Origin of the sequence: Paenibacillus shirakamiensis (assembly GCF_017874255.1) — a bacterium.
GTDB classification, from domain to species: domain Bacteria; phylum Bacillota; class Bacilli; order Paenibacillales; family Paenibacillaceae; genus Fontibacillus; species Fontibacillus shirakamiensis.
Map to the genome: position 1 here is coordinate 172978 of NZ_JAGGLD010000003.1, position 20846 is coordinate 193823.

Annotated in this window: 20 protein-coding genes; all 20 read right to left on the minus strand. The window is 43.9% G+C overall.

Annotated elements, in window-relative coordinates:
- Window positions 1-20: 20 nt before the first annotated feature.
- Window positions 21-1700, minus strand: a complete 1680-nt coding sequence (locus J2Z69_RS10200) for a ribonuclease J (protein WP_209861769.1) — start codon at window positions 1698-1700, stop codon at window positions 21-23.
- A gap of 358 nt (window positions 1701-2058) precedes the next feature.
- Window positions 2059-2931, minus strand: coding sequence for a 4-hydroxy-tetrahydrodipicolinate synthase (dapA, locus tag J2Z69_RS10205; protein ID WP_209861772.1), 873 nt, complete (start codon window positions 2929-2931; stop codon window positions 2059-2061).
- A 37-nt stretch (window positions 2932-2968) separates the two neighbouring features.
- On the minus strand, window positions 2969-4189 hold the full coding sequence (dapG, locus tag J2Z69_RS10210; RefSeq protein ID WP_209861775.1) for an aspartate kinase: 1221 nt from the start codon (window positions 4187-4189) through the stop codon (window positions 2969-2971).
- Window positions 4190-4268: 79 nt separating this feature from the next.
- Window positions 4269-5312, minus strand: coding sequence for an aspartate-semialdehyde dehydrogenase (locus J2Z69_RS10215; protein WP_209861779.1), 1044 nt, complete (start codon window positions 5310-5312; stop codon window positions 4269-4271).
- A gap of 67 nt (window positions 5313-5379) precedes the next feature.
- Entirely contained in the window at window positions 5380-5964 is a 585-nt protein-coding gene (locus J2Z69_RS10220) for a dipicolinate synthase subunit B (RefSeq protein ID WP_209861782.1), read from the minus strand.
- Window positions 5946-6857: a dipicolinate synthase subunit DpsA gene (gene dpsA / locus J2Z69_RS10225; protein WP_209861785.1), complete on the minus strand. Its 912-nt coding sequence runs from the start codon at window positions 6855-6857 to the stop codon at window positions 5946-5948. Before dpsA ends, J2Z69_RS10220 begins: the two co-directional genes overlap by 19 nt.
- Window positions 6858-7013: 156 nt before the next feature.
- On the minus strand, window positions 7014-7463 hold the full coding sequence (gene dut, locus J2Z69_RS10230; RefSeq protein ID WP_245339190.1) for a dUTP diphosphatase: 450 nt from the start codon (window positions 7461-7463) through the stop codon (window positions 7014-7016).
- Window positions 7441-8706 (minus strand): M16 family metallopeptidase, encoded by a 1266-nt coding sequence (locus J2Z69_RS10235; protein ID WP_209861791.1) that lies wholly within the window; start codon window positions 8704-8706, stop codon window positions 7441-7443. The genes dut and J2Z69_RS10235 overlap by 23 nt, the downstream gene beginning before the upstream one ends.
- Window positions 8707-8803: 97 nt before the next feature.
- Entirely contained in the window at window positions 8804-9808 is a 1005-nt protein-coding gene (locus tag J2Z69_RS10240) for a polysaccharide deacetylase family protein (protein ID WP_425354998.1), read from the minus strand.
- 133 nt (window positions 9809-9941) lie between these two features.
- Entirely contained in the window at window positions 9942-12038 is a 2097-nt protein-coding gene (pnp, locus tag J2Z69_RS10245) for a polyribonucleotide nucleotidyltransferase (protein WP_209861797.1), read from the minus strand.
- A 177-nt stretch (window positions 12039-12215) separates the two neighbouring features.
- Complete coding sequence (gene rpsO, locus J2Z69_RS10250) at window positions 12216-12485, minus strand: 30S ribosomal protein S15 (protein WP_209861800.1); 270 nt, start codon at window positions 12483-12485, stop codon at window positions 12216-12218.
- A 168-nt stretch (window positions 12486-12653) separates the two neighbouring features.
- Window positions 12654-13601, minus strand: a complete 948-nt coding sequence (locus J2Z69_RS10255) for a bifunctional riboflavin kinase/FAD synthetase (protein WP_209862651.1) — start codon at window positions 13599-13601, stop codon at window positions 12654-12656.
- Between the two features lie 52 nt (window positions 13602-13653).
- Window positions 13654-14577, minus strand: coding sequence for a tRNA pseudouridine(55) synthase TruB (truB, locus tag J2Z69_RS10260; RefSeq protein ID WP_209861802.1), 924 nt, complete (start codon window positions 14575-14577; stop codon window positions 13654-13656).
- On the minus strand, window positions 14574-15551 hold the full coding sequence (locus J2Z69_RS10265; protein WP_209861805.1) for a DHH family phosphoesterase: 978 nt from the start codon (window positions 15549-15551) through the stop codon (window positions 14574-14576). The genes truB and J2Z69_RS10265 overlap by 4 nt, the downstream gene beginning before the upstream one ends.
- Before the next feature lie 12 nt (window positions 15552-15563).
- Complete coding sequence (gene rbfA / locus J2Z69_RS10270) at window positions 15564-15911, minus strand: 30S ribosome-binding factor RbfA (RefSeq protein ID WP_209861808.1); 348 nt, start codon at window positions 15909-15911, stop codon at window positions 15564-15566.
- A 14-nt stretch (window positions 15912-15925) separates the two neighbouring features.
- A complete protein-coding gene (gene infB / locus J2Z69_RS10275) occupies window positions 15926-18505 on the minus strand; it encodes a translation initiation factor IF-2 (RefSeq protein WP_209861810.1) in 2580 nt (859 codons plus the stop codon).
- Window positions 18498-18821: a L7Ae/L30e/S12e/Gadd45 family ribosomal protein gene (locus J2Z69_RS10280; RefSeq protein WP_209862654.1), complete on the minus strand. Its 324-nt coding sequence runs from the start codon at window positions 18819-18821 to the stop codon at window positions 18498-18500. The genes infB and J2Z69_RS10280 overlap by 8 nt, the downstream gene beginning before the upstream one ends.
- Window positions 18814-19131 carry an RNase P modulator RnpM gene (rnpM, locus tag J2Z69_RS10285; RefSeq protein WP_209861815.1) on the minus strand — a complete coding sequence of 106 codons (318 nt, stop codon included), beginning with the start codon at window positions 19129-19131 and terminating at the stop codon, window positions 18814-18816. The genes J2Z69_RS10280 and rnpM overlap by 8 nt, the downstream gene beginning before the upstream one ends.
- 28 nt (window positions 19132-19159) lie before the next feature.
- The gene (gene nusA / locus J2Z69_RS10290; protein WP_209861818.1) at window positions 19160-20257 is read right to left on the minus strand and encodes a transcription termination factor NusA; all 1098 of its coding nucleotides are present in this window, start codon (window positions 20255-20257) and stop codon (window positions 19160-19162) included.
- A gap of 45 nt (window positions 20258-20302) precedes the next feature.
- The gene (rimP, locus tag J2Z69_RS10295; protein WP_209861821.1) at window positions 20303-20770 is read right to left on the minus strand and encodes a ribosome maturation factor RimP; all 468 of its coding nucleotides are present in this window, start codon (window positions 20768-20770) and stop codon (window positions 20303-20305) included.
- Window positions 20771-20846 lie beyond the last annotated feature (76 nt).

Consider the following 20846-nt stretch of genomic DNA (forward strand, 5'->3'; position numbering starts at 1 on the left):
GCCAACCCTGATGTCTAAAATTAAACTTCCATAATGATCGGAAGAATCATTGGTCTACGGCGAGTCTGTTCGTACAAGAAGCGGCCTAGCGCATCTTTGACGTTCGTCTTGAGGGAAGCCCATTCATTGACGTTCTCGCTCATTAACCGTTCCAATGTACTTGTTACAATACGGTTGGCTTCATCTAAGAGGCCTTCCGATTCTCTAACGTAGACAAATCCACGAGAGATAATGTCGGGTCCAGATACAATCGTACCATCTTGCTTGCTAAGAGTTACAACCACCACAAGAATACCATCTTGCGAGAGAAGTTTGCGATCACGAAGTACAATATTACCTACATCGCCCACACCAAGACCATCAATAAGGACGTTGCCTGCTGGCACTTTGCCTGCTTTACGCGCAGCACCATTTTGAATTTCAATTGTATCGCCGATATCAATGAGGAAAATGTTCTCTGAAGGAATACCTACAGCTTCCCCTAAAGATTTATGCTTGCGTAGCATGCGGTACTCACCGTGGATAGGAATGAAGTATTTCGGTGTCATCAGGTTAAGCATCAACTTCAATTCTTCCTGACTTCCGTGACCGGAGACGTGTACTCCCGGATTTGTACCACTATAGATTACGTCTGCTCCAAGACGGAACAATTCGTCAATCGTGCGGCCTACATACTTCTCATTACCTGGAACAGGGGTAGCAGCAATAACTACAGTATCTCCTGGCATAATATCTACTTTGCGATGCGTAGAACGAGCCATACGTGTAAGCGCAGACATCGGTTCTCCTTGGCTACCAGTAGACAAGATAACTACTCGTTCGCCAGCCATTTTGTTCACTTCTTCTGGCTCAATAAGAATACCATCGGGTACTTCAAGGTATCCAAGTTCAGAAGCAATCGACACTACATTCACCATACTGCGACCAATAACAGTCACTTTTCGACCTGTGGAGTAAGCAGCATCAATAACCTGCTGTATACGATGCACATTAGATGCAAACGTGGCTACAACTACGCGTTGTTGCGCTTTGCGGAAAATATCCCCAAGAACAACTCCCACGTTTCTCTCGGAAGGTGTGTATCCTGGCTTTTCAGCATTTGTACTATCGGACAAAAGGGCAAGCACGCCTTTTTGACCAATTTCAGCCATACGTTGCAAGTCTGCAAATTGACCATTGACTGGTGTGTGGTCAAATTTAAAGTCTCCCGTATGCACAACGTTTCCTTCTGGCGTCTCCACACATACACCCACGGAATCAGGAATACTGTGATTCGTCTTGAAGAATGTTGCTTTTAAAGTGGAACCCAATTGAATCTCAGAATCTGCATGGATTAGAATACGCTTGGTATCTCCTAACAAATTAGCTTCCTTCAATTTGTTCTCCACAAGACCTAATGTCAATCTAGTACCATAGACAGGGACATTTAAATTCTTAAGAACATAAGGCAATCCGCCAATATGGTCTTCATGTCCATGCGTTAAGATAATTCCTCTTACTTTATCGCGGTTCTCTGTTAAATAAGAAATATCAGGAATTACGATGTCGATACCCAGCATGTCTTCTTCAGGGAATTTAAGTCCCGAATCAATGACAACGATGTCATTTCCGTACTGAATTACGTACATGTTCTTCCCGATTTCTGCAACGCCGCCCAGTGCAAAGATCGTTAGTTTATCAATATTATTTTTTTTGGACAAGTGAATCTAACCCTCCTAATTATATTGGACGTCGTATCATTTCGATGAATACGGATGAAGTAAATTACCCCAAATATCACATTTAGGCTCATCCCGTACCTTTATATCAATTCAAAAATACCGCACCCAGTCACTTGACCTCATTATACATGATCAAATTGGCAAAAAACAAGTTAAACTGGAGTATACCGCATCTTCCACCATAATTTGAATCAGAAATATGTTATCGCTGTGTATCTATACGACAAATAATTCTTATCTCTTTGAAGAATTATTCTGTGGTGAATTAAAAGTAGCATTCCCATATCGCGCAAAAAAGCCCGACATTCCATTATGGAATATCGGGCAACTCTTGAATTTACAGGAGATTACGGATGAAAGCTTCCTCTTCCTTCGATGCTTCCACAAGCGGTAATCTTACAGATCCTACCTTGATTCCACGTTCATTAAGTGCAAATTTGACAGCAACGGGATTGGGTAAAGGCGTAGGACATTCAAAAAGCCCTTTAAACGTAGGCAATAATCTTTGATGTAACTGTGCTGCCTCCTCCACTTGGCCTTCTAAATATGCTGCAATCATTTGCTTCATTTGGGGTCCAATAATATGACTTGCCACGCTTATAATACCATATGCACCAACAGACAATGCTGGAAGGGTTGCACCATCATCTCCAGAGTATACCTTGAAATGTTCTGGTGCTCTGTAAGCTACTTCTGCTACTTGATCCAACGAAGCACACTCTTTAATCGCTATGATATTAGAAATTTCCGCTAGACGTAAAATGGTTGGAGTGGATAGACTCGTAACGGTTCGCCCAGGTACATTATATAGAAGTATAGGCAACTTCGTTGCCAAAGCTATAGCTTCGAAATGTCGATAAAGCCCCTCTTGACTCGGCTTGTTGTAGTAAGGTACAACAATCAATGCTCCATCAACACCAAGCTTCTCCGCTTCTTGTGTAAGATGAATGGAATGAGCCGTATTGTTGCTCCCTGTCCCCGCAATAATACTGACTCTGCCTGCCGCATGTTTCACAGAGAAGTCTATCAAGGCAAGTTTTTCTTCATCACTTAGTGTTGGGGACTCCCCTGTCGTGCCGCATACAACTAATGCATCAGACTTCTGTTCATTAATCAAATAATCTATTAATTTGGCTGTGTTATCCCAATCTATATCGCCTTGTTCATTAAACGGGGTGACCATTGCAGTAATCAGTCTTCCAAATTCCACCTTGTCTCCTCCTTCATCCCAATCATAATTGTAATTGCTATAATCTATTGAGTTCAAATTTGGTATGCAATGCTCGTAATGCCTGCACCATATCATCTTTGGTTACAAGCACCCATATCGTTGTATTCGAATCCGCCGATTGCAAAATAGGAATATCATGTTCTGTAAGGGCCTCTACGATCTGAGCCATAATTCCTGGCACACCGTTAATGCCGCCGCCAATAACAGAGACTTTTGCACATCCATTGACTACTTTAGGAGAAAATCCTTGATCCTCTAAGACGGATACTGCTTTTGTACTATCACTATCAAAGACCGTATACACTGCCCCAGCAGGAGTTACATTAATAAAGTCAACGCTGATCGCATGCTCGGCCATAGCTTTGAAGACTTCTAGTTGAAGACGATGACCTCGTCCCTCTGCCGATACAGTAATTTGAGTAACGTTATTCACATAAGCAATGCCTGTTACAAACCGATCAATAATACCGTCCTGTTGGTCTTTAAAACTTTCTGGATTGGATACTAATGTACCTTCGCCATCAGAAAAAGTAGATCTTACTCGAACTGGAACACCGGACTGCATAGCAATTTCCACGGCTCTAGGGTGAATGACCTTAGCTCCCTGATGAGCCATATTACAAATCTCCGTATAGCTGACATAAGACAGGGGTCTAGCATCTTCCACAATTCTAGGGTCCGCCGTTAGAATCCCATTTACGTCAGTATAGATATCAACGATTTCTGCACGAAGAGCCGATCCTAATGCAGTCGCTGAGGTGTCGCTTCCTCCACGGCCCAAGGTAGTTATTTCTCCATTTAAGCTTTGTCCTTGAAAGCCAGTCACGATAACCACTTGCTTATGCTGTAATTCATCTAAAATACGAGCAGGTACTACCTCTAAGATTCTTGCATTCCCGAATTGTTCATCTGTACGGAACCCTGCTTGGGCTCCCGTCAACACTGATGAAGCTATAGATTCCCCAGCCAAAAGACCACAAAGCGTCGTTGCCGAAATAATTTCCCCACAATGCAGCAGTAAGTCCTTCTCGCGTGAAGGAAGAGGTCCCCCTTGCACATCCACCCAATCCAGCAGTGTATCGGTAGCATAAGGCTCTCCCTTGCGTCCCATAGCAGATACAACGATAACTAAACGGTAACCAGCCTGCAATTCTCGGTGGATATGACGCAGGACATGACTTCTTGCTTCCGGTGTGGCTAGAGAAGTTCCACCAAATTTCTGAACCATGATGCGCATTGCTATTCCTCCAGTATGTTGTCAAAAGAAGACATACGCTCCCTCTTCATCCAAGAAGAGGAGCGTATGATTATGAGAGTTATTTGTTAGATTCAGCCGCTGCAATAATTTCTGCAATTTGCACTGCATTCCAGGCTGCACCTTTTAATAGATTGTCTGACACAATCCAAAGATTAAGTCCACGTTCATTCGTCAAATCACGGCGTAATCGGCCGACAAAAACATCATTTTTACCAGCAGCATCAGTTGCCAGAGGATATTGTTGATTGGCAGGGTCATCTACAAGTGTTACACCCGGGGCATCTGCAAGTAATTGTCTAATTTCTTCAAGATCATAATCTTGTTTTAGTTCGACATATACAGATTCAGAGTGCCCATAGATTACAGGAATTCGCACGCAAGTTGCCGTAACTAGCACCGATTCATCGTTAAAAATTTTCTTGGTCTCACGAACCATTTTCATTTCCTCAAGCGTATATCCATTGTCTTGAAACTTATCGATTTGCGGAATCGCATTATAAGCAATTTGATGTTTCACAGGCAATGATCCAACGGGTAAAATAGCAGGCTCAGTGACTCTACCTTCTACGATATCTTTCGTCTGACGATTCAATTCATCAATTGCACTACTTCCCGCGCCGGATACAGCTTGGTAGGTTGATACAATGATGCGGGCAATTCCGTATTTATCGTACAACGGTTTGAGTGCAGCAACCATTTGAATGGTAGAGCAGTTCGGATTCGCAATGATTCCCTTATGTTCAAAAATCTGAGCCTCATTTACCTCCGGAACAACAAGCGGTGTATTCGGGTCCATACGAAATGCATTCGTATTATCGATACATACAGCTCCATGACGTACCGCATGAGGGGCCAGTTCCTTGCTGACATCTCCCCCTGCACTGAACAGAGCAATATCAACACCTGCAAAACTGTCCGGGCCAGCTTCTTCAACCGTAATTTCCTGTCCTTTAAAGCTAACGCGAGTCCCTGCTGAACGGGCCGAAGACAAGAACTTCAGCTTATCAATTGGAAAATCTCTCTCTTCCAACAATCTGATAATTTGTTCCCCAACAGCTCCCGTGGCTCCTACTACTGCGACATTAAATTTCGTTTTACTCATCTGGCACGTCTCCCCTTCTCTAATCGCTACTATATATAATAAGTTCGAATTACTATGATTAGGTTGCTTAATACTCAATAATTACAGGTTGAAGCTGATTGCCTGTAATAGCAGCAAAACACGTCTCTGGAATGAGTTCCATTCTGGATACGAGTGAGTTCGGCTTTCCTGTAGGATTATCCTGACCAAATGGTACAAAGTAAATATTTTTAGCTACAATGAGCTTCGCAATGTTGGCCATGTTAAATCCTAGACCATCATTAGTTGAAATGGCAATAACAACAGGTCTTCCAGTACGAAGTTGTGCCTTGGCTGCCATGAGAACGGGACTATCTGTCATAGCATTCGCAAGCTTACTAGCTGTATTCCCCGTGCAAGGCGCAATAGTCAGCACATCAAGCCGCTTGGAAGGACCGAGCGGCTCTGCCTCGACAATTGTAGAAATGATATCATTCCCCGTAATATCTTTCAACTGTTTTTGCCAATTGGCTGAGGTTCCAAAGCGTGTGTCTGTAGTCATAACCGTATGAGATGCAATAGGTACAACTTCTGCACCTGCATCTACAAATCGCTGAATTTGCGGCATTATCTCTTCAAAGGTACAATGGGAACCTGTAATGGCATACCCCACGGTTAATCCTGTAAAGTCCATGATTCATCCCCCCGTGTCTTCTCATCCATAATCGACTGAGTAATACAATTCGCCATGATAATACCAGCCGTTTTGGGTGCGACGATTCCGGGTAAGCCTGGGGCAAGCATGGCCTTAACTCCACGCCGCTGAGCATAACGGAAATCCGTTCCTCCAGGAGCAGAAGCTAGGTCAATGATTACAGCTTGCTGAGGCATCTTTGAGATGATTTGCGCTGTGATTATCATATGCGGAATTGTATTAAAAATCAAGTCAACATCGGTTGCCTCGTCGGCCAAATCCGTTGTTATAAAAGGCTTCCAGCCCATTTCAGCTGCTCTAGCAAAGTGGTCATCCCTATGAACCCCAGCCTTCACTGTGGCTCCTAAAGACTGAAGATTTCTTGCTAATGTAAAGCCAGTACGACCTAATCCCAGAACCATACAAGTGGATCCATGTAGCGTAATTTCGGTATTTTGAATGGCCATCATCAAAGCGCCTTCTGCTGTTGGAATAGAGTTATAAATAGCTACATCATCCCGATCTAACACTTCAAACAGCTTTAAGCAGTATTTCTTACACATGTTTCGGACAAAATCTTTAGCCATTCCTGTATAAATAAGAACATCCTCAGGCATCGCTGCAAAATGTTCTTCCGTAAGCACTAAAGGTTCCGTTGCAAAGGAAGTCGGTATCACTCCATGCTCATCGCTTCCCACAACGGGTAAAACAAGTACATCGGCTGAAGAGATAACTTCAAGCGAGATGGACTCGTGCATGACCCCTGACAGCGGTGCTGGAAGATGATCAAAGCCGATGACCTTCACATTGGCATCAAGTTCAGTACTTTTGCGGATCACTTCCAGTTGGCGGGCATCTCCACCTAAGAAAACGAGGGTCAAACCGGTAAGCATTGCAGGAGACCACTCCTTTCATGACAGCACATATAAGATATTCTATGCCTCTTAGGGATCAGGGGTGATTGCCTTTAGATATGAAAACACAAAAAAACCTACATTTAGTTAAATGTAGGTTTTTGTACAATCGATGTAGCATGTGGATTACTATTTTTAATTTTTGCCGGTGTGCCCAAATCCACCTATGCCCCGCACCGTGTCACTGAGTTGATCCACTTCTTCTAACTGGACTTCAGGAACAGACTGAAATACCATTTGTGCAATTCGTTCATTTCTGGCGATATCAAAGGATTCCTGGCCTAGGTTAATTAGCAAAACCTTAATCTCACCACGATAGTCCGCATCAATCGTTCCGGGGGTGTTCAGGCAAGTAATGCCATGCTTAAAAGCTAGCCCGCTGCGCGGTCTAATCTGAGCCTCTAGACCTGCTGGCATAGCGATTGCAAACCCTGTAGGAATTAACTTACGTTCACCGGGTGCCAAAGTAACAGGAGCATCTACTGCGGCATAGAGATCGAATCCTGAAGCTAATGCAGACATCTTTTTAGGAAGTTCAATATCCTCATGTCCAGATAGACGATTAATTTGTACCAGATAAGACAAGTTCATCTCTCCTTATTCCATTAATTACTCGGTCAGACGCACCAACCATAGCGAGAGAGAACGGTTTCTCAAACATCCAGTCCAGTACATATCGAACATCTTCCATTTCTACCGCTTCAATTCGTTCAATCATCTCATCGAGTGTATAGTGCTTACCGAGCATAAGTTCATTTTTGCCGAGTCTATTCATACGACTGCCTGTGCTTTCCAGACTAAGAATCAGACTACCTTTTAGTTGTTCCTTGCCTTTACGAAGTTCGCTCTCCGTAAGTCCTTGAATGGAGACATCCCGCAAAATTTGTTTGGTCAGTTCCAGTACATCTTTCGTCTGCTTCGGCGCTGTCCCTGCATACACAGTGAAAAGACCGCTGTCTGCATGCGAGCTATGATAGGAGTATACAGAGTAAGCTAAGCCTCTCTTTTCTCGAATCTCTTGGAACAATCTCGAACTCATTCCCCCACCTAGTGCATTATTAAGAAGAACCATAGCATACTGACGAGGATCATCAATAGGGAGCCCTTGGAAGGAAAGACAAATATGATTTTGTTCCGTTTTCTTTTTGCGGTATCTCAGATCTCCCAAGAACTCTGGCATATGAATCGTATTTCGTCCACCTGAACGATTAAAGTCTCCAAAATGTCGCTCAATTAAATCAAGGACCTGATCATCAATATTACCAGCTACACTAATGACCGTATTCTCTAGCGTATAATTTTCCTTCATGTAAGCCTGAAGCGTAGATGAGGTCATCCGAGACAAACGTTCTTCCGTCCCCAAGATAGGATATGCGAGAGGATGACTTCCATAAGCTGCTTCAGTCACAAGATCATGTACAATATCATCGGGTGTATCCTCATACATCGATATTTCTTCCAAAATAACATTTTTCTCTTTGCTTAGTTCAGTCTCGTCAAAGAGTGAATTGAAAAACATATCAGAAAGCACATCCACTGCAATCGGAAGATGTTCATCTAACACTTTGGCGTAATAGCAGGTGTACTCTTTAGATGTAAATGCGTTGACATTTCCACCAATCGCATCAAACTGCTCCGCGATGTCTTTGGCATCGAACCGCTCGGTACCTTTGAATAGCATGTGTTCGATAAAATGGGATATTCCATTCTCTTCAGGTCTTTCGTCTCTTGAACCTGTTTTCACCCAGATTCCGAACGACACTGAGCGGCAGGTAGGAATCTGCTCCATGACTACTCTCAAGCCGTTCTTTAGCTGCACTTTTCTCACGAAAGGACCTCCTAGACTTTGCATTATCTATAGTTGTGTATTTTTTCATATAAATGCATCATAATCCTATCAAAAAATTAAGAAATCCTCAAGCCGTCTACTTCGCGGGGATGCGATCTGAAGAAAGCGTCTCGTCTATCGTTCCAAGTTCTAGGCCCTTATTGTGAATCGCTTGAATCATTCCTTGTAACGCATCTCTTGAAGATTGGGTCGGATGTAACAGAATCAAGGTTCCGGGCTCAGTACGCTTGGCTATTTTGCTAACAATACTTTGAGGTGAGGGTTTGGTCCAGTCTACCGTGTCTAAGGTCCATAAAACAGTCTTCAGCCCTTGAGCTGCCGCTTGTTCCACGGTTCGTTGGTTAAAATCCCCGGATGGAGGAGCAAACCAGCGGTTATCTACATTTAAAGAAGATTTGAGCAAATCTTTGGTACGGCTAATCTCAAGTACGGCTCGGCTTTCTGTAAGTTGTGTCATATTCGGATGAGAGTAAGCATGATTCTCCAGCTGATGACCACGCTTCTGAATTTCTTTAGCCAAATCAGCATTTTTGTTGAGCCAGCTTCCATCGAGAAAAAAAGTTGCTTTAACCTTCGCTGCATCCAGCGTATCGAGCATCGGTATTAAGTACTCATTCCCCCAGGCCACATTAATCATAAGCGCAACCATTTTTTTAGCTGGATTGCCGCGATATATAGGGAGGGCACCCAGATCTTCTAGCTGCACCTTAGGTTTCACTTGTCGGTAAATATAAGGAATTTGATTCAGAGATAATGTGGGAGAGGACTGGCTTTCTTTTAAAGCTAATGCTTTCTGATATGTCTGGTCAATATCCACTTCAAGGCCATTGTATCCAGGAATCGCTTTCCATACGCGATCATGTACTGCATCTATAGGAGCTACATTCCTCCGCACTGCTTCCTCTTTAATCTGTGTTAAAAGTGTACTATCTTCCGAGCTTCCTCCAAAAAGTTGAAAGGCATATTGCCCAGGAGTCTCAGTAATCTGCTGATTCCAAAAAGCGTGAACACCGCTCCATTGTCCAATGATTAATGCGACCGCCATACTGCATGCTATAACTACTATTTTTCTACGAATCATCATAGGCCATCCTTCCCAACATGTTTGTCCTCATCATATGTGAGAATACGGAAGAATATGCACTAGGGACAACGCAAAAAGAGCCAGAATAGAACATCCATTCTGCCTCTTGCGCTATATCTATACGACTTGGTTATTGGGAAGCGGTGTCCGCTGTAAGTACAGCTTTGCGGGAAAGATTCACACGACCTTGTTGATCGATCTCTGTAACTTTCACTGTAATGACATCCCCAATTGCGATAACATCTTCAACTTTAGCTACACGCTCTGTGGATAATTGAGAAATGTGAACTAATCCATCTTTACCCGGCAAAATTTCAACAAATGCACCGAATTTCTCTATACGTTTCACGGTACCCATGTAGATCTCGCCAATAACGACTTCTTTTACAATTCCTTCAATAATGGAACGAGCCTTCTCATTCATTTCCTGATTTGTGGAAGCGATGAATACACGGCCATCTTGTTCGATATCAATTTTAACACCCGTCTCATCAATAATTTTATTAATGATCTTACCTCCTGCACCAATCACATCACGGATCTTGTCCGGATTGATATTCATGGTTAGGATTTTAGGTGCGTATTGTGACAAAGTAGTCTTCGGCGTCTGAATGACTTCCATCATCTTCGAGAGGATATGCATCCGGCCTTCACGAGCTTGCTCCAAAGCAGATTCCAAGATTTGACGGTCAATCCCATCAATTTTGATATCCATTTGGATTGCTGTAACTCCTTCAGCTGTACCTGCAACCTTAAAGTCCATATCTCCTAGGTGATCTTCCATACCTTGAATATCCGTTAGGATGGATACATGCTCACCATCTTTGATCAGACCCATCGCTACCCCAGCAACTGGCGCCTTAATAGGAACCCCTGCGTCCATCATCGCAAGTGTGCTTGCACAAATACTTGCTTGGGAGGTAGATCCGTTCGACTCAAGTACTTCAGATACTAGACGGATGGTATAAGGGAATTCCACTTCAGAAGGGATAACCTTCATCAGCGCGCGTTCACCCAAAGCACCATGGCCAATTTCCCGGCGACCTGGTGGACGAAGCGGTCTTGCTTCCCCTACGCTGAATGGCGGGAAGTTGTAATGATGCATGAAACGTTTGGATTCTTCGAGGCTAATGCCGTCTAAGATTTGGACGTCTCCAAGTGGTCCTAAAGTACAAATACTAAGCGCTTGAGTCTGTCCACGCGTGAATAGACCCGATCCGTGTGTACGCGGAAGCAAGTTAATATCACATTCAATAGGGCGAATCTCTTCAAGCTTACGTCCGTCTGGGCGAACTTTATCATGAGTAATCAAGCGACGAACTTCTTCTTTTACGATATCATGCAGAACTTCTTTGACATCCTTCATCAGCTCTGGTGATTCTATGTACTTCTCAACAAAAAAGCCCACAGTTTCATCATTTACCGCATCAATTGCTTCTTGGCGTGCATGTTTCTCAGCAATCTTGACTGCTTCCACCAGACGGGAGCTTGCATGCTCACGAACTTCGCGATTCACATCCGCATTAACAGCGTGCAATTTCACAGCCATTTTTGGTTTGCCAGCAACTTGTACTAGTTGCTCAATCGTAGCTACGATGTTCTTAATCTCATCATGACCGAACATAATTGCTTCAAGCATCACACTTTCTGGCAATTCGTTAGCTTCTGCTTCAACCATCATAATTGCATCTTTGGTGCCTGCAACCACAAGGTACATATCACTTACAGCTTGCTGCGCAATGTCAGGATTAATTATGAATTGACCGTCAATTCGGCCTACTGCCACGCCACCCACTGGACCACTAAAAGGAACGTCCGAAATACTAAGTGCCGCAGATGTACCGATCATCGCTGCAATTTCAGGTGAGCAATCTTGATCCACGCTCATGACTAAGTTGGCAATTTGTACATCATTACGGAATCCTTCCGGGAATAATGGACGAATCGGGCGATCTGTTAGACGGCTGGAAAGAATTGCTTTCTCACTTGGACGTCCTTCACGCTTGATGAATCCACCAGGTATTTTACCTACGGCATATAGTTTCTCTTCATAGTTCACAGTCAGTGGGAAAAAGTCCAGATCCTTGGGCTCATTAGAAGCCGTAACTGTACAAAGCACCACTGTATCACCATAACGCACGGTTACCGCCGCATTCGCTTGTTTGGCAAGACGTCCCGTCTCTAGAGTAAGAGTACGACCGCCAAGTTGCATATTCACTTGTTCCATGGGATACCTCCTTGTCCTCATCTTTACATAGTTATGTTCGTTGTCATTCTCATTATTTCCTGCTCGTCCACAATTCATAAACTTCAGCTATTATAAAAAGCAACCTAGCGGCCACCGTTCGCTTGAGTTAAGCGCATCCGGTGGCAACCAGGCTGCTTTCGGGAAAAAACAATGTAATTAACGGCGCAATCCGAGTTTTTCGATTAGCGCACTATAGCGTCTTACGTCTTTGTTCTTCAAGTAAGCAAGAAGCTTACGACGTTGACCTACCATTTTCAAAAGACCACGACGTGAGTGATGATCTTTCTTGTGTGTACGGAAATGGTTAGTCAAGTTCGTGATGTTTTCCGTAAGGATAGCTACTTGCACCTCAGGTGATCCAGTATCGGATTCGTGAGTTTTGTGCTCGTCAATCAATTGGTGTTTGCGTTCTTGAGTCAATGCCATCCTGTTCACCTCCTTCATTATAATCGCCTTCAGCCTCGATGCCGCCGGTGAGAACGAACAACCAAGCCGAGGTTATGATTGTCTAGTTCAAGGCATATGCCTAGAGTGATAAACAACGTTAGTTAGTATACCATAAGGCATCTACAAAAGTAAAATATTATGTGTTATTTATTTTAGATGATTTAGAAGAGTAACCGCTTCTTCCGCATCTTTGCGAATTTGAGTGATTAATTCATCTATCCCACTAAATTTGCGTTCCTCACGAATAAAGCTAACGAGTTCGACTTGAAGCATCTCTCCGTATAGATCTCCGCTAAAATCAAATAAGTGGACTTCTAGGGAAGGCTTAACATCTCCACTATGAAACGTAGGCTTCACACCAAGATTGGCCACACCTTTATACACCTTATCTGCATAGGTTGCTAGAACCGCGTAGACCCCTTTGATAGGTAGGGCATAATACTCATCGAGCTGTATGTTAGCCGTAGGAAAACCAATTTGTCGTCCACGTTTTTCTCCATTCACCACGATGCCAATCAATGTATAATGTCGCCCTAGCCATGCCGAAGCATTTGCAAGATTTCCTTCGAGTAAATGTCTACGGATTCCCGAGCTACTCACCTTTTCACCCTCAATAAGAAAGGGGGGGATCGTAAGCACGTGAAGTTGATCATTTCCAAGTACACGAAGCATTTCAGCATCGCCTTCACCCTTATGTCCAAATCGGAAATCAAAGCCGACAACAGCGGTATGGACCATTAAGGGTTCAAGCACTTCATGAACGAATTGATAAGGAGTTACTCGCGAGAATTCTTCGTTGAATTCAATGATGTAAAGCACATCAATGCCCATGGAGCGTAACTGAATTTCCTTTTCCCTTGAAGGGGTCAAATACCCATCATAATCGCCTTTTTTCATAACCTCTTTGGGATGAGGATAAAAGGTCATCATCGCAACAGGGAGATGTAATGTCTTCCCTTTATCTAAAGCAGCTTGAATGACACTGACATGTCCTAAATGCAATCCGTCGAATTGTCCTAGTGCGAGTACTTGAGGTTTGGCATACGGCGCTAATAGATCCGGATCTAACGGATACGCTAAATTTACAATCTCCAACTCATTCACCTGCATTCCAGCATTTAATAATATAATTTGAATACTTGGGGCCCTATGAATCTTCGGGAAGAAATACCTTCACCGCAGAGATAGCCCCTTTATCCTCATTCCATTGAAAGAGACCAAGGAATTGCTTCGCCGGACTATAGAGCCTAATTAATTGTTGCCCTTGAACCGGAGGATGTATTACAGAAGCAGATAACTTTTGTCCCTGCAAAGCTGACTTCACTTTGTCTTCCTGAACTTCATGAGCTGGTAGATAAGAGACGGCCTGATCTACAGGAATTAAGTAATCTTGAATATTACCCGTGTGAACAGCTTGCTGTACTTCTTCAAAAGTTAAGCAACGTTCGAGTGGGATACTAGCAGACATCGTTCTTTTTAGATCTGACATGACCGCAGGGACACCAAGCGCTTGACCAATATCTACACACAGTGTACGGATATAGGTCCCTTTCGAACACAGGACTCGGAACGAAATGGAAGGGGAATCGGCATTCAGATTTAAGTTCGTCACATCCAGCTTATAGATTTCAACTTCTCTAGCCTGACGTTCAACAACTTTACCTTCACGCGCTAATTCATAGAGCCTTTTTCCGTTTTGCTTCAGTGCAGAATACATCGGAGGAATCTGCGCAATAGTTCCAACGAAGTTCTTCAATGCTTCACGCACTTGCTCTTCGGTAACATGGACCCCATCCACTTTGGACGTCACAGTTCCCGTCATGTCTTCTGTATCTGTAGCGATACCAAGAATTAAAGTAGCCTCATATTCCTTAGGAAGCTCTTGCAGATATTCTACTACTCGGGTAGCTCGGCCTAGACATAGGGGAAGCACTCCTGTTACTTGAGGATCCAGTGTTCCCGTATGTCCAATTCTCTTCATGCGAAGAATTCCGCGCACTTTCGCCACCACATCATGAGAAGTAAATCCCTCTGGCTTATGAATCGGTAAAATTCCTTCAAGTGAACTCATAGCTGTTCTTTCACCCGTTCTACGACAAGCTGAATAATCTCTTCAAGCTGCCCTTCAATTCTTGCTCCTGCTGCCCGAACATGTCCGCCTCCACCAAAACTATGACAGATGGCAGCCACATCTACTTTACCCGCAGACCGCATGCTTACTTTTACTGCATTGTCATGAATGACTTTGAACAGCATGCCTACCTCAACCCCTTGAACATTCCGAGGATAGTTCACAATACCTTCCAAATCTTCATTAATCGCCCCGGTCTCCGCCATATCTTCTGGCGTTATACTTACCCAGCTGATTAGACCATCTTCGCTCATCTGCAACTTAGTAAGAGCTTTGGTGAGAATTTGCAGCTGTGGATACGTAATTTGTTCCAGTAGAAGCTCAGATAGTCCCGGGCCATCTACTCCAAAACCTAGGAGCCGTGAAGCTTGTGCCATCACTTTAGGAGAAGTGTTCGAATATCGAAATCCTCCCGTGTCTGTAAGCAGACCGGTATAAAGTGCCGTCGCTATATCTGTAGTCAAAGGGATTTCAGCATATTCAATCAGATCCAATAAAATCTCCGCTGTAGCTGCTGCTTCAGGGACTATTAACTGCACTTCGCCATACCCGTCATTCGTTGGATGATGATCAATATTAAGAATTCGTGCATCTTCTGAAAAGTCTTGTTGCGTCTTTCCTACTCGCTGAAAGTCAGCACAATCTACACAAATTACGTTGCGATACTTCGTATCTAGTGGATTCTTAGAAAGATCCAATACCTGATCTGAGTGCCATAAATAAGACATTCTGCGCGGTATTGGACCTTCATTTACCATAACATAATTTTTACCCAGACATGAGAGAAGCCAGCCCACCGCTAGGGTGGAACTGACTGCGTCTCCGTCCGGCTGTACATGCGAGACTATCAGGAAATCGTCGTGCTCCTTAAGAAATGCAAGTGCATTCTGGAGTTCCTGTGGATAGGTCTGCATCGCGTCACCTTCTCATTTATCTTCTTGAATATCTCCAAGCAATTTCTCGATGTGGCTACCATAAGCAATGGACTCATCAATCTTAAAGATCAATTCCGGCGTATGGCGTAGTAGCATCCGCTTTCCGAGCTCTGAGCGAAGGAATCCTTTGGCTTTTTCTAGCCCCTTTAATGATTTATCTTTTTGCTCATTATCTCCGAATACACTGAGATAAATTTTGGCTTGAGATATATCATTGGTTACTTCGACCCCAGTCACGGTAACAAAACCGATTCGTGGATCTTTCATTTCCGTTTGAATCAGGAGACTAAGCTCCTTTTTGATCTGCTCGCTTACGCGACCTGTACGATTTTTAGCCATATGAACACCTCACATTACTTCCGTTCTACTGTCTCCATAATGAATGCTTCAATTACATCGCCTTCTTGAAGATCATTATACCCATCGATGGTAATACCACATTCGTAACCTTGTGCTACTTCCTTCGCATCATCCTTGAAACGTTTCAGGGAATCAATTTTACCTTCAAATACCACAATACCTTGACGAATCAAGCGAATCTCAGCAACACGCGTAATTTTGCCGGAAGTCACCATACATCCTGCAATAGTTCCGACTTTACTGATCTTGAATGTGCTTCGAACTTCTGCATGACCAATAACAACTTCTTTGAAGATTGGATCAAGCATTCCCTTCATCGCTTGTTCAATCTCTTCAATGGCATTGTAGATAACACGGTGTAGACGAATGTCTACTTTCTCTTCGTCAGCAACCGATTTCGCACGTGGTTCAGGACGAACGTTGAATCCAATTACGATAGCATTAGAAGCAGCAGCTAGAATGATATCTGATTCAGTAATCGCACCTACGCTGTTATGCAAAATTTTAACACGTACTCCCTCAACTTCAATCTTTTGCAGGGAACCTTTAAGTGCTTCTACAGAACCTTGAACGTCACCTTTAATAATAACGTTCAGATCTTTGATTTCTCCATCAGAAATATGCTTGAAGAGATCATCTAAAGTTACACGTGTGTTGGAACCCATTTCGGATTGACGTTGTGTGATAGAACGTTTGTCTGCGATGGAGCGAGCTTTACGCTCATCTTCAAATACCATTAACGGATCACCCGCTTGTGGTACTTCCGTCAGACCTGTAATTTCAACAGGTGTAGATGGACCCGCTTCTTTTAAACGACGTCCTTTATCGTTAACCATGGCACGAATACGTCCAAAGCAGTTCCCTGCTACGAATGCATCCCCAACTTTCAAAGTACCATGCTGAATCAAGACGCGGGCAACAGGACCACGACCTTTGTCCAGTTCTGCTTCAATGACTGTACCGCGAGCACGTTTGTCTGGATTCGCTTTGTACTCATTCACTTCGGCTACCAAAAGAATCATTTCAAGCAATCCTTCTAGACCGATACGCTGCTTAGCAGACAAGTTTACGAAAATGGTATCGCCGCCCCACTCTTCAGGTACCAATTCATATTTCGTTAATTCTTGCTTCACGCGATCAGGATCGGCGCCTTCTTTGTCAATCTTATTAACAGCAACAATGATCGGCACACCAGCTGCTTTTGCATGGCTAATCGCTTCCACGGTCTGAGGCATAACACCATCATCAGCTGCAACAACGATAATCGTAATGTCCGTAACTTGAGCACCACGAGCACGCATTGTAGTAAACGCTTCATGACCTGGTGTATCGAGGAATGTGATTTTCTTATGATTAATTTCAACTTGATATGCACCAATGTGCTGTGTAATGCCGCCTGCTTCTCCGCCTGTTACATTCGTAGAACGAATAGCATCAAGCAAAGTTGTTTTACCATGGTCAACGTGGCCCATGATAGTTACAACTGGAGGACGTTCTTTAAGGTCTGCTTCTTCGTCTGTTTCTTCGACAGTCTCAAAACGATCATCTTCCACAGCAATTTTGATCTCTACCTCAACGCCATAATCACCCGCAAGAAGTTGAATCGTCTCGAGATCCAGTTCTTGGTTAATGGTAGCCATAACGCCTAAGCTAATTAGTTTTTTGATGACTTCGGATGCATCCTTATGAAGAAGCTTAGCCGTTTCGCCTACAGTTGACTCACCACGAACAATGATCTTTTTCGGTGTATTGTCAATCTTTTCGCGACGTTCTTGTTGTTGACCACGACCTCGGTTGTTCTTACCACCACGATTGTTTTTGTAACCGCCTGAACGATTATCATCAAAACGCTTCTGACCTGGTCTGCTGTTGTTGCTGTTGTTATTACCTGTACCGCCCGTTCTCTTTTGACCTTGGCCTTGACTCTGACCTTGGCCCCCACGTGATGCATAATTGCTATCGCCACCTGTAGAAGCGGTTCTTGCCGCTGGTTGCGAACTGCGATTTTGCTGTGGACGTGATGTAGAGGACCCTTGCCCTCCGCTTTGCGGACGGCTTGTGTTCGATGAAGTATTACTACGATTCTGACTAGACTGGCTTGTGCCAGTGGACGAGTTGCTTCGTGACTGCGTCGCTTGAGCGCCGCTATTAGGTTGGTTCGATTTATTGTTATTCATGCTAACCTGCTTTTCCGGTTGATTTTTGGTTGAATTGGGTTGTTGCTGTCCAGGAGTTTCGGTGCGAACAGACTCTCCACGTTGCTGCCCACTTGCAATGACTGGGGCGGAATCTAATTTCGGTTTGGGATCTCCTCCTGCGGAGATCGGAGCCGGCGCTTTGGCGGGAGCTACACCTTTGTTCTCAGAACCTTCTCTTTTGGCTGCTGCATTGGTCTTAATATCCTTAAAAAAATTCTCCACACGAGACACGGTATCGTTCTCCATGACACTCATATGGTTATTCACAGGAATATCCAATCGCTTAAGAATGGTGATAATTTCTTTACTGCTCATGTTGAGTGATTTGGCATATTCGTATACTCTGAGTTTATCCTTGTTATCTTGTTTACTCAATATACTCCACCTCCGACAAATTACACACTGTTTTTCGAATCATTTTAGCAAATCCTTGATCCGTCAATGCCAGTACGATCCGTTCCGGTTTGCCTATGCTTGAACCCAGCTTATCCCGCTCAAAGCCGATCATCAGTGGAACGTTGTACGTCCCACATTTGTCTCGGAATTTCTTTTGTGTGTTAGCGGATGCATCCCCTGCTAAAATAACAAGTTTCGCCTCATGAGACCGCACTGCTTTCAGCACAATTTCATCGCCTGTTACGAGTTTGCCCGCCCGCATAGCTAAACCAAGCTGTGAGTATGCTTTATTCAACATCTTCATCGCCCACCTGACTAGCCAAGGCCTCAAATTCATCCTGAGCTGCTACAAAATCTCGGGCAAGTTGCTCGTAAATCTCCGGCTTCACCGGCGCCTTAAGCGCTCGGTCTAAGGCACGGTTTTTGTGGGCCAGCTTGAAACAAGCTACATTGCCGCACAAATAAGCGCCTCGTCCAGATTTCTTGCCAGTCAAATCAATTAATACCTCATCCTCCGGAGTCCGAACGACACGGATTAACTGCTTCTTCGGCATCATTTGTTGACAGGCGACACATTTACGAAGCGGTATTTTTCTTTGCTTCATTGGATGTCCCCCCCACTGAAATTCACACTTAATCTATCGTGATCGAATCCTGAGGCAACTCTTCTGTGCTGCTCATCGGTCTGCCGTATTCCTGCTCGGCCTGAGTTTCACTCTTAATATCAATCTTCCAGCTCGTAAGCTTTGCAGCTAGACGTGCATTCTGACCTTTAATGCCAATAGCAAGAGATAACTGATAATCAGGTACAATCACACGAGCCATCTTATCCGCTTCAAAGATCTCCACTTCCAGAACTTTGGATGGACTGAGGGCATTCGCCACATACTCTTGAACATCTTCTGAGTAACGCACGATGTCGATCTTCTCGCCGCGCAGCTCATTCACGATGGTCTGAACACGAATTCCTTTGGGCCCTACACAAGAACCTACAGGATCAACTTCTGCATTACGAGAGAACACGGCAATCTTCGAACGGAAACCCGCTTCTCTAGCAACCGAACGAATCTCAACAACTCCGTCAAAAATTTCAGGAACTTCGAGTTCGAACAAACGTTTTAGAAGACCCGGATGTGTTCTGGACAAAAGGATCTGAGGTCCCTTAGTTGTGTTCTCCACTTTAGTAATGAAAGCCTTGACGCGGTCGCCATGCTTGAATTTCTCATTTGGCATTAATTCATTCAGCGGAAGATGTGCTTCTACTTTCCCTAAATCAATATATACATTACGAGTATCTTGACGCTGTACAATTCCCGTAACAATATCTTCTTCTTTATCTACAAAAGCATTGTAGATTAGTCCACGTTCTGCTTCACGAATCCGTTGAGTAACTACCTGTTTGGCTGTTTGCGCAGCAATACGACCGAAGTCGCGAGGCGTCACTTCAATCTCAGCGATATCTTCAAGCTGGAAATGTGGATTGATTTCCCGTGCAGCCGGTAATGAGATTTCAGTGCGCAAGTCAAGCACTTCATCTACAATGAGCTTCCGGGCATAGACTTTAATCGCTCCGGTGTGGCGGTTCATATCCACACGTACATTTTGCGCTGTGTTAAAGTTGCGCTTATAGCTTGAAATCAATGCAGCTTCAATTGCTTCAAAAAGGATATCTTTGCTGATCCCTTTCTCTCTTTCCAGTTCGTTCATAGCTTCAATAAAATCCATACTCATTTGCCTCAAGCTCCCCCTTTCATAATTGCCCGTTCCGTTGGTTCCCTAGAAAATAATAGCCAGTCTAGCACTGGCGACTTTTGAGTAAGGGATCGTAACTTGTTTTTGTTTTTTCTTTGTAGCTACGAGCATTTCCTCGTTCTCAAATGAAAGCAGCCGTCCTTCGAATTCCTTGGCTCCATCGATCTGCTCGTATGTAGTCACAAATACATCCTTACCTACAGCCTTAAGAACGTCTTCTGATTTTTTAAGTGGACGTTCTGCTCCTGGTGATGATACCTCAAGAAAATAGGCGGTTGGAATCGGATCGTTCGCATCGAGTTGTTCACTAAGAAACTCACTGATCCGTCCACAATCATCGATATCAATCCCGCCATCCTTGTCAACAAATACACGCAGGAACCAGTTGCTTCCTTCTTTTACGTATTCCACGTCTACCAATTCAAAGCCATTCTCTGACAGAAAAGGCTGGGTGATTTGCTCTACGTGATCCTTGATATTGGGTGTGCTCAAGCGTTCATAACCTCCAAGAGTATCTTCATTCCTATATACCAAAGAGTAAAGAGTGGGTTTCCCCACTCTTTACACA

Bases quoted from the DNA above. Each gene is read 5' to 3' on its own strand.
- nusA (WP_209861818.1), bottom strand. From the start codon at position 20,257: ATGAGTATGGATTTTATTGAAGCTATGAACGAACTGGAAAGAGAGAAA.
- rpsO (WP_209861800.1), bottom strand. From the start codon at position 12,485: ATGGCATTGACTCAAGAACGCAAACACCAATTGATTGACGAGCACAAA.
- J2Z69_RS10265 (WP_209861805.1), bottom strand. From the start codon at position 15,551: ATGCAGACCTATCCACAGGAACTCCAGAATGCACTTGCATTTCTTAAG.
- dpsA (WP_209861785.1), bottom strand. From the start codon at position 6,857: ATGCTTACCGGTTTGACCCTCGTTTTCTTAGGTGGAGATGCCCGCCAA.
- dapG (WP_209861775.1), bottom strand. From the start codon at position 4,189: ATGCGCATCATGGTTCAGAAATTTGGTGGAACTTCTCTAGCCACACCG.
- J2Z69_RS10215 (WP_209861779.1), bottom strand. From the start codon at position 5,312: ATGAGTAAAACGAAATTTAATGTCGCAGTAGTAGGAGCCACGGGAGCT.
- pnp (WP_209861797.1), bottom strand. From the start codon at position 12,038: ATGGAACAAGTGAATATGCAACTTGGCGGTCGTACTCTTACTCTAGAG.
- J2Z69_RS10220 (WP_209861782.1), bottom strand. From the start codon at position 5,964: ATGGACTTTACAGGATTAACCGTGGGGTATGCCATTACAGGTTCCCAT.
- rnpM (WP_209861815.1), bottom strand. From the start codon at position 19,131: ATGAAGCAAAGAAAAATACCGCTTCGTAAATGTGTCGCCTGTCAACAA.
- truB (WP_209861802.1), bottom strand. From the start codon at position 14,577: ATGAGTTCACTTGAAGGAATTTTACCGATTCATAAGCCAGAGGGATTT.
- rbfA (WP_209861808.1), bottom strand. From the start codon at position 15,911: ATGGCTAAAAATCGTACAGGTCGCGTAAGCGAGCAGATCAAAAAGGAG.
- J2Z69_RS10240 (WP_425354998.1), bottom strand. From the start codon at position 9,808: ATGATTCGTAGAAAAATAGTAGTTATAGCATGCAGTATGGCGGTCGCA.